This window comes from Methylococcus sp. ANG (genome assembly GCF_040730495.1).
In the GTDB taxonomy this organism is placed as follows: Bacteria; Pseudomonadota; Gammaproteobacteria; order Methylococcales; family Methylococcaceae; genus Methylococcus.
On record NZ_CP160399.1, the window covers coordinates 4,076,687 to 4,090,023 of the forward strand.

The following is a 13,337-nucleotide window of genomic DNA, read 5'->3' on the forward strand; positions in this document are numbered from 1 at the left end:
TGTCATCCATGTTGGCCAGCCTCAAATCCCAAGCCCGCCGCCTCAAGGCGGAAACCTTCGCGCTCTATCTGGCCGCGCGCCATCCGGCGACTCCTTGGTACGCGAAGCTGCTGGTCGCGGGCATCGTGGCGTATGCCTTCAGCCCGATCGACCTGATCCCGGATTTCGTACCAATCCTCGGTTATCTGGACGACCTGGTGCTGATCCCCTTAGGCATCCTGTTGGCGGTCAGGCTGGTGCCGCCGGCGGTGCTGGCGGAATGCCGGGCCAAGGCTATGGAGATGGCGGCGAACGGCAGGCCGGTGAGCCGTGCCGCCGGCTTCGTGATCGTGGGCATCTGGGTGGCGCTCGTGGTGCTGGGTCTGCTGTGGGCTTATTGATCGTTGTGTCGCGGCGGAGCCGCTCCCACAGTTGATCGTTCCCACGCTCCAGAGTGGGAACGATCAATCAAACGCTTAGAAAACACCCCCACAAGGCGCCGGAAAAATTCGCCAGGATCGTTTTGTCGCAGGTGGTGGGGATCGCCAAACGCTCAAAGCATCCCGAGCTGCAGCTTCGCGACTTCCGACATCATGTCGCGGCCCCACGGCGGGTCGAACACGACACTGACCTCGACGGCGGTCACGGCGGGGAGGTTCTTCACCAGGTGCTCCACGTCGCTTTGCAACACGGGCCCCATGCCGCAGCCGGGAGCGGTGAGGGTCATGACGATTTCGACCTTGAAGCCGCTCGCGCCGTCCGGGATGACCCGGCAGGCATAGACCAGCCCCAGGTCGACGATGTTGACCGGAATCTCCGGGTCGTACACGGTGCGCAGGACTTCCCACACGTTCTTTTCCACCGATTCGGCGTCCGCGTCGGGGCTGATGCCGGGCATGATGGGCGGTTCCTTGCCCAGCGCGTCGGCGTCGGCGCCGGCGATCCGCGCCATGTAGCCGCGCTCGGTGGTGACCGTGAAGTTGCCGCCCAGCGACTGGAACAGGCTGACGACATGGCCTTGCGGCAGCACACAAGGGGTGCCGTCGGGAATCTGGACCGCATTGACATCCCGCCGCAGGACGATGTCTTCACGTCCGTACATGCTGAATTTCCTCCTCGATGACGGATGGTTCGACCGCGGCGGGGGCAATCCGTTCGCCGTTGGCGTAGGGGCTGTCGCTGCGCATCAAGTCGACGAAACAGGGGGCGAGCGCCGCCGGGCCGGGGGCGGTCTCGGCTGGAAAGGCCTTGCGCCGCAGGCGCGTGCGGACCGGGCCGGGCGTGAGCAGGTTGACCCTGAGCGTGCCGGCGCCGTCGTATTCGTCCGCGAGGACGAGCGCGAAGGCTTCCAGCCCGGCTTTGGCGACGGCGTAAGGCCCCCAGTAGCTGCGCCGGCGCTCGGCTTCGCTGTCGGTGACGAAGACCACGGCGGCGGCTTCCGATCGCGTCAGCAGGGGCAGCAGGGTCCGGGTCAGGCGGAACGCGCCGGTCAGGTTGACGTCGAGCGCGTCACGCCACTGGGCGTCGCCGACATCGCGCAAGGGGCCCAGGTAATCCATGTGCGCGGCGCAATGGATCAGCCCGTGCAGTGCGCCGAGCCGGGATTCGACCGAGCCGGCGATGGCCGACAGTTCTTCGGGCGTGGCGGCGGCCAGGTCCAGCGGAGCCAGGAGCGGTTCCGGGCCGCCCTGGCGGACGATGCGGTCGTAGGTGGCTTCCAGCCGGGTGAGGGTACGGCCCAGCAGGATCACCGTCGCGCCGGCGCCGGCGCAGGCTTCGGCGGCGACGGCGCCGAGATCGCCACCGGCGCCGGTGATCAGGACGATGCGGCCTTCGAGCGTGGGGTCAGCGGTCATCATCGCGGGCAGCCGTTCAACAGCCCCCGGCGTTCTCCGCACCGGGCTTGCGGAATGCGGCCAGGTAATTGACGCCGATGTCGGATGTCAGGTGGAACTGGCCGGTGATGGGGTTGTAGCCGATGCCTTCCATGCCGGCGAGGTCCAGGCCGCGGTCGCGCGCCCAGCGGCTCAGTTCGGAGGGACGGATGAAGCTGCTGAAGTCGTGGGTGCCCTTGGGGATCATGCGCAGCAGGTATTCCGCGCCGACGATGGCCAGGAGATAGGCCTTGAGGTTGCGGTTCAGGGTGGAAAAGAAAACGGTCCCGCCGGGTTTGGCCAGCCTCGCGCAGGCGGCGACCACCGATGCCGGTTCCGGCACGTGCTCCAGCATTTCCATGCAGGTCACCACGTCGAATTCACCGGGCTGCGAGTCCGCGAGCGCCTCGGCGCCGATCTGCCGGTAGGCCACGGTCAGGCCGGATTCCCGGCCGTGTTCCTCCGCGGTGTTCAGCAGGTCCTCACTGAGGTCGATTCCCAAGGCATCCGCGCCGGCCTTGGCGAGGGCCTCGGTGAGGATGCCGCCGCCGCAGCCCACATCGACCGCCTTGCGGCCGGTCAGCGAAGTGTGCGCCTGGATGAACTGCATCCGCAGGGGATTGACGGCGTGCAGGGTCTTCAGCTCGCCGTCCGGGTCCCACCAGCGGTGGGCGTGGGAGCCGAATTTCTCGATTTCGCCGATGTGGACGTTGTCGGTTGCCATGGGTCTCGACCGGTCAGGAATGATGGATCAGTTTATCGTGCCAGATCTGCGTCTTCTCGCGGATTTCCGCGGCGTCCAGGGTCAGCAGATCGCGCTTTTTCAGCAGTTGACGCCCCGCCACCCAGACGTCGGTGACCTGCTGGCGGCCGGCGGCGTAGACCAGGTCGGACACCGGGTTGTAGATCGGCAGCGATTCGATGTGCTCCAGCCCGATGGCGACCACGTCGGCGGATTTGCCGATCGTCAGCGAGCCGGTTTCCACCGCCAATCCTAAAGCCGCCGCGCCGTTCAGCGTCGCCATCCGCAGGGCCTGGTGGGCGGGGAGGGCGGTGGCGTCATTGGCTACCGCCTTGGCCAGCAGCGCGGCGGTGCGGGCTTCGCCGAGCAAGTCCAGATCGTTGTTGCTGGCCGCGCCATCGGTGCCGAGCGCGACGTTGACGCCTGCCGCCAGGAGCTTGGCGGCGGGGCAGAAGCCGCTGGCCAGCTTCAGGTTGGATTCGGGGCAGTGCACCACGCTGGCGCCGGCTTCGGCCAGGCGTGCGATCTCGCCGTCTTCCAGCTGGGTCATGTGGACGCCGATCAGGTGCGGCCCGACCAGGCCGAGCTGATCCAGCCGTTTGAGCGGGCGCATGCCGTACTGCTGTCCGCTCCGGTGGATTTCGTCGGCGGTCTCGTGGAGATGGATGTGCACCGGGCAGTCCAGCTCCTCGGACCAAGTACGGATCCGGGCCAGCGGTTCGTCGCTCACGGTGTAGGGCGCGTGCGGCGCGAACACCGTGGCGATCAGCGGTTCGTGGCGGTAGTCGTCGCGCAGGGCCAGGCCTTTGCGGAGATATTCGTCCGCGTCGGCGGCCCAGGCGGTGGGGAAATCCACCACGATCATGCCCACCGCCGCCCGCATGCCGGCCCGCACCGCTTCGCGCGCCACCACTTCGGGGAAGAAGTACATGTCGTTGAAGCAGGTAATGCCTCCGCGGATCATCTCCGCCATCGCCAGTTGCACGCCGTCGCGGACGAAGGCTTCGCCGATCCATTTCTGCTCCAGCGGCCAGATGTGCTCCTGCAGCCATTGCATCAGCGGCAGGTCGTCGGCGACGCCGCGCAGCAGGGTCATGGCGGCATGGGTGTGGGCGTTGACCAGGCCGGGGATCAGGACGTGATGCTCCAGCCGTTCGATCCGCCGCGGCTGGTATTTGACCAGCGCTTCGGTGGTGGGGAGGAGGTCGGCGATGCGGCCGCGGTCGATGGCCAGGGCATGGTGTTCGAGCGTGACGCCGTCGGGCTCGACGGGGATGATCCAGCGCGCGGTGATCAAAGTGTCGATAATCATCGGATAATTCTGACCATTTCGCTTGGCTTTGTCACGCCGTATAGCCGGCGGAGTGGCGTACCGGTTCGGGGTGGAGAGACTTCAGCGGCTCACGGCGCGAGCGTAAATGTCCCGCGGGACGCTAGAATGGGAAGATTTTTTCGGTTCGACGGTCTTTCCATGATGAGCAATCCCGTGAGCGGGCGGATGCGCGCGGTGCAGGCGCCGATCATTCCGGTCATCGCCGCGATGATCCGCGAGCACCCCGGCGTCATTTCGCTGGGGCAGGGCGTGGCCTGGTACGGGCCGCCGCGGCGGGCGCTGGAGCGGATGCGGGAATTCGGCGAGGGGCCGGGCCAGCACCGCTACGGCCCTGTGGAAGGGCTGCCGGAGCTGCGGGCGCTGATGCGCGAAAAGCTCGAGCGGGAGAACGGCATTTCCCTCTCTGGCCGCACGGTGCTGGTGACGGCGGGCGCCAACATGGGATTTCTGAACGCGCTGTTCGCCATCGCCGATGCGGGCGATGAGATCATCCTGCCGAGCCCTTACTATTTCAACCAGGAAATGGCAGTCCGCATGCTGGGTTGCACGCCGGTCCAGCTGCCGACCGACGATCGGTTCCAGCTCGATCTGGACCGCCTGGAACGCGCCATCACGCCGCGCACCCGTGTCGTCGTCACGGTCTCGCCCAACAATCCGTCCGGCGCGGTCTACCCGGAGGCCGCCTTGCGGGCGGTCAATGCGCTGTGCCGGGAGCGGGGATTGTTCCACGTTACCGACGAAACTTACGAGTACTTCGTCTACGATGGTGCGCGCCATTTCTCGCCGGCTTCCTTGCCGGATTCCGCCGGCCACACGATTTCCCTGTATTCTCTGTCCAAGGCCTACGGCTTCGCCAGTTGGCGCATCGGCTACATGCTGATCCCGCGGGCGCTGGAACCGGCCGTGCTCAAGGTGCAGGACACCAACCTGATCTGCGCGCCCCTGGTTTCCCAGCACGCGGCAGTCGGAGCCATGGAAACCGGGTCGGCGTATTGCCGGGAAAAGCTGGCGACGACTGCGCGGGTGCGGCGCATCGTTCTCGATGCACTGGCCGGACTGGGGGAGCGCTGCCGTGTGCCGGAAGCCCAAGGCGCGTTCTACGTCCTCGTCCGCATCGAGCGCGGCGGCGATGCCTTTGCCCTGGCCGAGCGCCTGATCCGCGAATTCGGCGTGGCGGTGATCCCCGGCACCGCCTTCGGCCTCGACGGCGGCTGTTACCTGCGGATCGCCTACGGCGCGCTTCTGCCGGCGACCGCGGAGGAAGGCATAGGCCGCCTGGTGCACGGCCTGCGAACGATCATGGACGGCCGATAAGAACACATAAGAAACCTAATCACGATGACCTCTTCCCATTTTCTGACGATTATCAAACCGGCCGGCCTGGCGGTGTTGCTGCTGTTGGCGGCGGGCCTTTGGGTGCTTCACGGTTTCATCATGCCCATCGCCTGGGCGGCGGTGTTGGCTTTCGCCGTCTGGCCCTGGTACGAGCATCTCTATCAACGTGCGCCTCGCGGCGCGCGCGCCGGCTGGCTGCCGCTGGGCATGACCCTGCTGATGATGGTCTTGCTGATGATTCCCGCGACTTTCGGCGTCGTGGTGCTCGGTCACGAGGTGCAGATGCTCCACCGCCTGCTGGTCAAGGTGCAGAGTTCCGGCATCGGCGCGCCGGAGTGGCTGAGCCAGTTGCCCTGGGTCGGGGACTGGGTACAGGAAACCTGGAGCGAGACTTTCGGTAACCCCGAAACGATCAAGAATGCGCTCAATGCGCTGGGAATGGGGACGGTGTTCACCTATACCCGCGATCTCGCGGCCCAGGTGCTGCACCGCTTCATGTCCGGTTTCATCACGCTGCTCGCGCTGTTTTTCATTTTCCGCGACGGGCACGGTTTGGGACAACAGATTCTCGGCCGTTCCGTGAGCCTGTTCGGCTCAGCCGGTGCCCGCTATGCGCGGCATGCCGTCACCGCCGTGCGCGGCACGGTCAACGGCATGCTGCTGGTCGGCATCGGCAAGGGGGTCATTCTCGGGATCGGCTACTGGGCCGTGGGCCTCAGCCAGCCGGTCCTGCTCGGCACCCTGACGGCTGTCGTCGCGCTGGTGCCGTTCGCCGCCAAGCTGGTGTTCGGCGCCGCTTCGATCTATCTGATCGTCCAGGGGCATGCCGCAGCCGGCATCGTACTCGCGGTGTACGGGTTCATCGTGACCCTCATCGCGGACAACTACGTGCGGCCGGCCTTGATCGGCGGCGCCGCCAACATTCCCTTCCTGCCCACCTTGCTGGGCATTTTCGGCGGCGTCGAGGCGATGGGCTTCGTCGGCCTCTTCATCGGGCCCACCGTGATGGCCATACTCATTTCGCTGTGGCGCGACTGGAACGACGAGGCGCGCCTGTCCCAAGACTGATCGGCGCGGAGCTTCCAGGTTTGGCCGGCTGCGACGGTCCCATCGGCGTCTTCGACTCGGGAGTGGGCGGACTCTCGGTGCTGCGGGAGATACGCGCCGCGCTTCCGCACGAAAACCTGCTGTATGTCGCCGATTCGGGGCACCTGCCGTACGGCAGCAAGCCCGCGGAGTACATCGAACGGCGGGCGCTGGCGGTCGGAAGGTTTCTGCTGGGCCGGGGCGCTAAAGCCATCGTCGTGGCCTGCAACACCGCAACGGCGGCGGCGATCGCAGCGCTACGGGCCGAATTCAACGTCCCCGTCATCGGCATGGAGCCGGGCATCAAGCCTGCGATCGCGCTGTCGAAATCACGCATCGTCGGCGTGCTGGCGACCGAGGGCACGTTGAAGAGCGCCAAGTTCCGCGACCTGGTGGACCGGACCGGCGAGGCGGTGGAAGTGATCGCCCAGGCCTGCCCCGGCTGGGTCGAGCAGGTCGAGCGGGGCGAACTGGCAAGCCCCGCGACGCGTGCGCTGGTCTACAGGTATACGCAGCCGGTGCTGGAGCGCGGCGCCGACACCCTGGTGCTGGGCTGTACGCATTATCCTTTCCTGTGCGATCTCATCGCCGACATCGCCGGGCCCGAAGTGCGCATCGTCGAAACCGGCACTGCCGTCGCGCGCCATCTCCGGTGCCGCCTCGAAGTAGACCGGCTGCTGGCGCGGCGGACCGGCCCGGGTGCCGAACAGTTCTGGAGCAGCGGTTCGGAAGACGTAACGGGCCGTTCCATTGCTGTGCTATGGGCCGCCGCACATCGCGTGCAGCGTCTGCCGGCAGATTTCGCCGCTTCGGGCGTGTAGGGGGCTTGCGCTGAGGATTAGGCACAAACCCACGAAGGAGGATCGCCGCCTAAAACGGGTTTGTCCCACCCGTTTCCTTATCTCGAGTCGCAAGCAGTTCGGGCTTCAGAAGGCGCTCGGCCCGCATGACATGAAGAATGAACACATGGCCCGAATCCTCGCGATAGAAGATTCGGCAGGGTGGTTCCACGATCTGACGGCAACCCCACCCCTTGAGTTCCGGCGGCTTCGAGCCGAGCTGAGGATGTCTTTCCAGATGATCAACATGCTCAAAAACTCTCTGGACGAGGCTTCGCGCCGCTTCTGGGTTGTCTAAGGCAATGTAATCGGCAATGGCATCCAGATCACCGAGAGCTGGTTCGGTCCAGATTACTTCAGCCATCTGGCCATGCGTTGCTTCGCCTCGGCCTGGGTAAGGGTACGTCCTTCCTCAATGGCTCTCTCGCCTCGCGCAATGCCCTCGAGTAGAACCATCCGCCGTTGAAGAGTCTCGAAAGTTTCAACATCCACCAGATACGCCGCCGGCACGCCATGTTGCGTGATCAGGATCGGTTCACGATCACGGGCTAGCCGGGATAGCAGCTCGGTGGCTTGGCGCTTGAGAGTGGTCACGAGTTCAGTACGCATGTAGTGATACTAAAGTGGAACATTTTGAGGCGCAAGTCCTGTCCTAGCCTATGCGGCTCCTGAGCCCCGCTGCGGCCGATGCATGACGCCCAATCGAAGCGGCGTGGCTAGGGTGATGGGAGGCCCGGGTTTCCAGGTTTGGTTCCTAAGCTCGGGCTTTGGAACCGGCAGCCGCGCTCTAGCCGGCCTTGCGGCCTGTCTTGAGTTTTGGCCGTGTGGCGGGGGCGTCGGTCTTGTCCTTCGGCGGTACGGCGGATTGCGCCTGCAGCCAGCCGTTGATCCGGTCCAGGTCCTCGCGCTGCATCACGCTGGCGGCCTCCTTGAGCGCCACGCTGTTGACGATGTAGTCGCGCAGGGCCAGGGCGAAGTCGCGCTTGTTTTCGTAGTACTGGCGCTGTACGAACAGCACGTCCGTCATGGTGCGGGTGCCGACCTCCATGCCGGAGATGGCGGCCTCCAGCGCGCTTTCCGAGGACTTGATCGCGGTCTTGAAGGCTTTGGCCTGGCCGATGGCGGAACGGATGGCTCGATAGGCGTTCTTCACCTTGGTGCGGACCGCGCGGCGTTCCTGGTCCACCTGCTGGGTGGCGGCTTCGAAGCCGAAGCGTGCCTGGCGTACCTTGGAGTTGACGCTGCCGCCTGCGAACAGCGGCACGTTGATCTGCATCCCCACGTCCTGCTGCTGGTAGCGGTTGGGGCGGGGTGGGCGGTCGTTGTCGTAGAACTGGGCGTCGGCGATCAAGTTGATCGACGGGTAATGCCCGGCGAACTGCACCTCGATTTCCTGTTTGGCCCGGTCGGCCCGGTTGGTCGCCGCGATGATGGCCAGCGCGCTCTGCTGGGCGGTGTCGTTCCAGCGGTCGATGTCGTCCGGCATCGGATCCTCCAACGGCACTTCGAGCTTCAGGGGTTCCAGCTCACCCGGATCGTCACCCACGATCTGGCGCAGATACTCCCTCGCGTTGTTCAGCTCGTTCTCGGCGATGATGACGCCCGCCCGCGCCCGGTCCGCCGCGGCCTGCGCCTCGTTCACGTCGGTCACCGCCGACAGTCCCACCTCGAAGCGGGCGTTGGCCTGCTCCAGCTCCCGGTTGATCGACTCCAGCTCGGCTCTGGCGAACTCCAGCGATGCCTCTTTGTACAGCACGTCGAAATAGGTCTGAGTCACCCGCAGCATCACGTTCTGCAGTTCCGCCGCGTATAACGCCTCGGCCTCGGCCACCGCATTGTCGGCCTGGGCCAGCCGCACCCACAGGTCGTGTTGGTAGATCGGCTGCACCAGTTGCACGATACCGGTCGCCAGCCAGAAACCGACGTTCTTCTTGGCGTTGAACACCAGGATGGGCGAGTCGCCGGTCTGCACCATCTGGCGGGTCAGGCCGGTGGTGGCGGACACCGTCGGCAGCAGCCGGGCCACGGCCTGGGGCTTGTTCTCCAGTGCCGCGTCGCGCTGGGCCTGCGCCGCATGCAGACGGGGATCGTATTGCAGCGCGAGATCGAACACGCCGAGCAGATCGACGGCGGGGGCGGGCGGAGCGGACAATGACAGAAGCAAAGCGGCAAACGCGGGTTTGTTCATGCAGCATGAGTGGAGGAGATCGGAATGCGCGGCCAGTGACCGAACGGTCTGGCTGTCGGGCCGCTTCGGCCTGCGTGTCTTTAGGGATTATCTACCATCTCGCTACCTCATGGTGCGTTCCTTACAAATCCCATAGAATTCCACCCGCCCCCGGTTCGGGGCGCCGCTTCGCCTTGAACTCAACCCGGAATTGAACCCTTTGATCCGCTTCAACCGATTCAGAGCTTGCGCGGGCCGAGCCATGCTCAGGTCCGGAATCGTCGCATTGGCGCTGCTTCAGGCCGATGGCGCCGAGGCGGCCAAGCGGGCTTCGCCCGTCCCGCGGCAGACCCCGGCGCCGACGGCGACGCCACGGGCCGTGGACCTGTTGACCCTCGCCTATCTGGGCCAGCCGGCGGAAGCGACCGTCATTCCGCCGTATTTCGATCCCGTGGTGACCGACCGGGGTATCCAGGGCGCCCGGCTGGGGCTGGCGGACGACAATACCACCGGCCGCTTCACCCGTCAGGAGTTCGCCATCGCCGAAACCCTGCTCGCGCCGGGAGACGACGCCGAGGCGGCGTTCAAGCGGCTGGTCGCGGAGGGCCGCCGTTTCGTCCTGGCCGACCTGAAGCCGGAAGTATTGCGGCGCCTGTCCGCCCTGCCGGAAGCGCGCGACGTCCTGCTGCTGGACGTCTCCAGCCGGGACGATGCCCTGCGCGGCGAGTCCTGCGCGCCCAACGTGCTGCACCTGCTGCCGAGTCGGGCCATGCGGGCGGACGCGTTGTCCCAGTACCTGGCGAAGAAGAAGTGGAAGCGCTGGTTTCTGGCCGTGGGGCCGGCGCCGGAGGACCGCTTGTTCGCCGACGCGCTGAAACGTTCGGCCAAGCGTTTCGGGATGAAGATCGTCGCCGAGAAGAACTGGGAGCATAGCTTCGACGACCGGCGGACGCCGGAATCGGAAGTGCCGGTGTTCACTCAGGGCGGCGACTACGACGTGGTCATGGTGGCCGATGAGGCGGGACTGTTCGGGGACACCTTGTCGTACCGGACTTGGCAGCCGCGATTGGTCGCCGGCACCCAGGGACTGGTCGCCGCCGCCTGGCACCATACCCTGGAGGCCTGGGGCGCGATCCAGTTGCAGAACCGCTTCCGCGAACAGGCCGGGCGGCGGATGACCGAGGTCGACTACGGCGCCTGGCTGGCGGTGCGGGCCATCGGCGAGGCCGCGACCCGGACCCGGTCGCTGGAGTTCGAGGCGGTCAGGGCTTATATGCTGGGCGATAATTTCGCGCTGGCCGGCTTCAAGGGTGTGCCGCTGTCGTTCCGTCGCTGGGACGGCCAGTTGCGGCAGCCGGTGCTGCTGGCGCAGGAGCGCTCCCTGGTCGCGGTGGCGCCGGTGGAGGGCTTCGCCCATCCGAAAAACGAATTGGACAGTTTGGGATACGATGAACCGGAAACTCTGTGCCGTGCCAAGAAATGACTTCCGCCTGATCGGCGCCTTCCTCGCCCTGGCCTGCGGCGCAGTGGGCGCCGACACCGTCTACGTCACGCTGGAAAAGGACGACGCCATCGCCGTCGTCGACGGCGCCACCGGCACCCGGACCAAGACGGCCAAGATCGGCAAGCGCCCGCGCGGCATCCTGCTGGCGAAGGACGGCAAGAGCCTCTACGTCGCCGCCAGCGACAGCGACGTCATCCAGGTGATCGATGCGGAGACGCTGAAAGTCACCGGCACGCTGCCTTCCGGCGAAGACCCGGAAACCTTCGCCATGGACCCTGACGGCAAGTTCCTTTACGTCTCCAACGAGGACGACAACCGGGTGACGGTGATCGACATCGCCGCCCGCAAGGCGGTCAAGGAGATTCCGGTGGGCGTCGAGCCCGAGGGCATCGCCGTCAGCCCGGACGGGCGTTGGGTGGTGAGCACCAGCGAGACTACCAACATGGCGCACTGGATCGACCGGGCCAAACTGGAAGTCGTGGACAACACCCTCGTCGATCCGCGCCCCCGCGCCGCGGCCTTCACCGCCGACAGCAGACAGCTCTGGGTCAGCTCCGAGATCGCCGGCACGGTGACGGTGATCGATACGGAAACCCGCCAGCCCATCAAGACGATTCCTTTCAAGATCGCCGGCGTGACCCAGGAGAAGGTCCAGCCGGTCGGCATCCGCATCGATCCCGAGCGGCGCTACGCCTATGTGGCGCTGGGGCCGGCCAACCGCGTCGCGGTGATCGACGCGCAGAAGCTGGAAGTGAAGGACTACCTGCTGGTCGGCCAGAGGGTGTGGAATCTGGAGTTCTCGCCCGATTTCAAACGGCTGTACACCACCAACGGCCTCAGCAATGACCTGTCCATCGTCGACCTGGAATCGCACAAGGTGACCAAGTCGGTGGCCGTGGGCACACATCCCTGGGGAGCCGCGGTCAGGCCATGAGCGCTGCGGTTCCAGCGCTCGAGGTCGAACACCTTTCGTTCGCCTACGGGCCGCGCAAGGCGCTGGATGACGTGGGCTTCCGCGTCCACCGGGGCGAGTGCGCGATCCTGCTCGGCCCCAACGGGGCGGGCAAGAGCACGCTGTTCTCGCTGGTGACCCGGCTTTACGATGCGCCCGCAGGGCAGATCCGCATCGCCGGCCGCTCTTTGCGCCAGGACTCCTGCGCCGCGCTGTCCCGGCTCGGCGTCGTGTTCCAGCAGCCGACCCTCGACCTGGACCTGAGCGTCGCTCAGAACTTGCGCTATCACGCATCCCTGCATGGCTTGAGCCGCAAGGAGGCCGAGCTTCGTATCCGGGAGGAGCTGGAGCGGCAGGGCATGCACGGCCGGCGCGACGAGAAGGTCCGGCAACTGAACGGCGGCCACCGGCGGCGGGTGGAGATCGCCCGCGCCCTCCTGCACCGCCCGACCCTGCTGCTCCTGGACGAGCCCAGCGTGGGGCTGGACGTGCCCAGCCGCAAGGCCTTGGTCGACTACATCCACGAGCTGTGCCGCAGCCGCGAGCTGGCGGTGCTGTGGGCGACGCATCTGATCGACGAGATCGGCGAGGACGACAGCCTGATCGTGCTGCACAAGGGGCGGGTCCGGGCACAAGGCACCGTGCGCGAGGTGCTGGCCGGGCAGGGCGCGGAAACGGTGAGCGCGGCGTTCCACCGGCTGACGGCGGAGGGCGAGGGATGAGGCCTATGCATTATCTGCGAGCGCTGCGCGGCATCGTCGCCCGCGAGCTCCACCGCTTCGTCCACCAGCGCGAACGCTTCGTCTCCGCCCTGGTGCGGCCGCTGGTCTGGCTGTTCGTGTTCGCCGCCGGTTTCCGTTCGACCTTAGGTCTGGCCATCAGTCCGCCCTACGAGACCTATATCCTGTATGAGGTCTACATCACGCCGGGGCTTCTGGGGATGATCCAGTTGTTCAACGGCATGCAGAGTTCGCTGTCGATGGTGTACGACCGCGAAATGGGCAGCATGCGGACGCTCCTGGTCAGCCCATTGCCGCGCTGGTTCCTGCTGACCGCCAAGCTGGTCGCGGGCGTCGCCGTGTCGATTCTGCAGGTCTACGTGTTCTTGGGCGTCGCCTGGGCCTACGGCATCGAGGCGCCGGCCCAAGGCTATCTGGCGGTGCTGCCGGCGCTGCTGCTCTCCGGCGTGATGCTGGGGGCGCTCGGCCTGCTATTATCATCTTTCATCCGCCAGTTGGAGAATTTCGCCGGCGTGATGAATTTCGTAATATTCCCGATGTTTTTTATGTCCACGGCGCTGTACCCGCTCTGGAAGATCCAGGAGTCCAGCGAGCTGCTGCACTGGCTGGCCCAATGGAACCCCTTCTCGCAGGCGGTGGAGCTGATCCGCTTCGCGCTGTACGGACAGTTCAACGGGTTGGCATGCGGCTACACGGCCGGGGCCACGGCGCTGTTTCTCGGCGTGGCGATCGTCGGCTACAACCCTTCCAAAGGCATGATGCAGCGTAAAGGCGGCGCTTGAACCC

At 66.0% G+C, this 13,337-nt stretch carries 15 protein-coding genes; 8 read left to right on the plus strand and 7 right to left on the minus strand.

What is annotated here, in order from left to right:
* The first annotated feature begins 8 nt into the window (after nucleotides 1–8).
* Entirely contained in the window at nucleotides 9–380 is a 372-nt protein-coding gene (locus tag ABZN20_RS19775) for a YkvA family protein (RefSeq protein WP_218806097.1), read from the plus strand.
* 152 nt (nucleotides 381–532) lie between these two features.
* Here the strand turns inward: ABZN20_RS19775 and sufT are convergent, their stop codons facing one another.
* Genes sufT through ABZN20_RS19795 form a run of 4 tightly spaced genes read right to left on the minus strand, consistent with a single transcriptional unit; the run spans nucleotide 533 to nucleotide 3,907 of the window.
* Nucleotides 533–1,081 (minus strand): putative Fe-S cluster assembly protein SufT, encoded by a 549-nt coding sequence (sufT, locus tag ABZN20_RS19780; RefSeq protein ID WP_218806098.1) that lies wholly within the window; start codon nucleotides 1,079–1,081, stop codon nucleotides 533–535.
* A complete protein-coding gene (locus ABZN20_RS19785) occupies nucleotides 1,068–1,838 on the minus strand; it encodes an SDR family NAD(P)-dependent oxidoreductase (protein ID WP_367026364.1) in 771 nt (256 codons plus the stop codon). The genes sufT and ABZN20_RS19785 overlap by 14 nt, the downstream gene beginning before the upstream one ends.
* Before the next feature lie 13 nt (nucleotides 1,839–1,851).
* Nucleotides 1,852–2,577: a bifunctional 2-polyprenyl-6-hydroxyphenol methylase/3-demethylubiquinol 3-O-methyltransferase UbiG gene (gene ubiG / locus ABZN20_RS19790; protein WP_218806100.1), complete on the minus strand. Its 726-nt coding sequence runs from the start codon at nucleotides 2,575–2,577 to the stop codon at nucleotides 1,852–1,854.
* 13 nt (nucleotides 2,578–2,590) lie between these two features.
* Nucleotides 2,591–3,907: a TRZ/ATZ family hydrolase gene (locus ABZN20_RS19795; RefSeq protein WP_367026365.1), complete on the minus strand. Its 1,317-nt coding sequence runs from the start codon at nucleotides 3,905–3,907 to the stop codon at nucleotides 2,591–2,593.
* A 159-nt stretch (nucleotides 3,908–4,066) separates the two neighbouring features.
* Between ABZN20_RS19795 and ABZN20_RS19800 the strand changes: the two genes are divergently transcribed.
* Genes ABZN20_RS19800 through murI form a run of 3 tightly spaced genes read left to right on the plus strand, consistent with a single transcriptional unit; the run spans nucleotide 4,067 to nucleotide 7,170 of the window.
* Complete coding sequence (locus ABZN20_RS19800) at nucleotides 4,067–5,242, plus strand: pyridoxal phosphate-dependent aminotransferase (RefSeq protein WP_367026366.1); 1,176 nt, start codon at nucleotides 4,067–4,069, stop codon at nucleotides 5,240–5,242.
* Between the two features lie 24 nt (nucleotides 5,243–5,266).
* Entirely contained in the window at nucleotides 5,267–6,331 is a 1,065-nt protein-coding gene (locus ABZN20_RS19805) for an AI-2E family transporter (protein WP_218806103.1), read from the plus strand.
* Between the two features lie 20 nt (nucleotides 6,332–6,351).
* Nucleotides 6,352–7,170, plus strand: coding sequence for a glutamate racemase (gene murI, locus ABZN20_RS19810; protein ID WP_367026368.1), 819 nt, complete (start codon nucleotides 6,352–6,354; stop codon nucleotides 7,168–7,170).
* 49 nt (nucleotides 7,171–7,219) lie between these two features.
* Here the strand turns inward: murI and ABZN20_RS19815 are convergent, their stop codons facing one another.
* The 3 genes from ABZN20_RS19815 to ABZN20_RS19825 all read right to left on the minus strand — a co-directional run bounded on the left by ABZN20_RS19815 (nucleotide 7,220) and on the right by ABZN20_RS19825 (nucleotide 9,376).
* A complete protein-coding gene (locus ABZN20_RS19815) occupies nucleotides 7,220–7,552 on the minus strand; it encodes a type II toxin-antitoxin system RelE/ParE family toxin (protein ID WP_367026369.1) in 333 nt (110 codons plus the stop codon).
* Nucleotides 7,540–7,797 (minus strand): type II toxin-antitoxin system Phd/YefM family antitoxin, encoded by a 258-nt coding sequence (locus tag ABZN20_RS19820; protein WP_218806106.1) that lies wholly within the window; start codon nucleotides 7,795–7,797, stop codon nucleotides 7,540–7,542. Before ABZN20_RS19820 ends, ABZN20_RS19815 begins: the two co-directional genes overlap by 13 nt.
* A gap of 178 nt (nucleotides 7,798–7,975) precedes the next feature.
* Nucleotides 7,976–9,376, minus strand: coding sequence for a TolC family outer membrane protein (locus ABZN20_RS19825; protein WP_367026370.1), 1,401 nt, complete (start codon nucleotides 9,374–9,376; stop codon nucleotides 7,976–7,978).
* Between the two features lie 241 nt (nucleotides 9,377–9,617).
* Here ABZN20_RS19825 and ABZN20_RS19830 point away from each other — a divergent pair, with 241 nt between their 5' ends.
* Genes ABZN20_RS19830 through ABZN20_RS19845 form a run of 4 tightly spaced genes read left to right on the plus strand, consistent with a single transcriptional unit; the run spans nucleotide 9,618 to nucleotide 13,333 of the window.
* Nucleotides 9,618–10,838, plus strand: a complete 1,221-nt coding sequence (locus tag ABZN20_RS19830; protein WP_255556321.1) for an ABC transporter substrate-binding protein — start codon at nucleotides 9,618–9,620, stop codon at nucleotides 10,836–10,838.
* Entirely contained in the window at nucleotides 10,804–11,793 is a 990-nt protein-coding gene (locus tag ABZN20_RS19835) for a YVTN family beta-propeller repeat protein (RefSeq protein WP_367026371.1), read from the plus strand. Before ABZN20_RS19830 ends, ABZN20_RS19835 begins: the two co-directional genes overlap by 35 nt.
* On the plus strand, nucleotides 11,790–12,533 hold the full coding sequence (locus ABZN20_RS19840; protein ID WP_218806109.1) for an ABC transporter ATP-binding protein: 744 nt from the start codon (nucleotides 11,790–11,792) through the stop codon (nucleotides 12,531–12,533). Before ABZN20_RS19835 ends, ABZN20_RS19840 begins: the two co-directional genes overlap by 4 nt.
* A complete protein-coding gene (locus tag ABZN20_RS19845; protein WP_367026372.1) occupies nucleotides 12,530–13,333 on the plus strand; it encodes an ABC transporter permease in 804 nt (267 codons plus the stop codon). Before ABZN20_RS19840 ends, ABZN20_RS19845 begins: the two co-directional genes overlap by 4 nt.
* Nucleotides 13,334–13,337 lie beyond the last annotated feature (4 nt).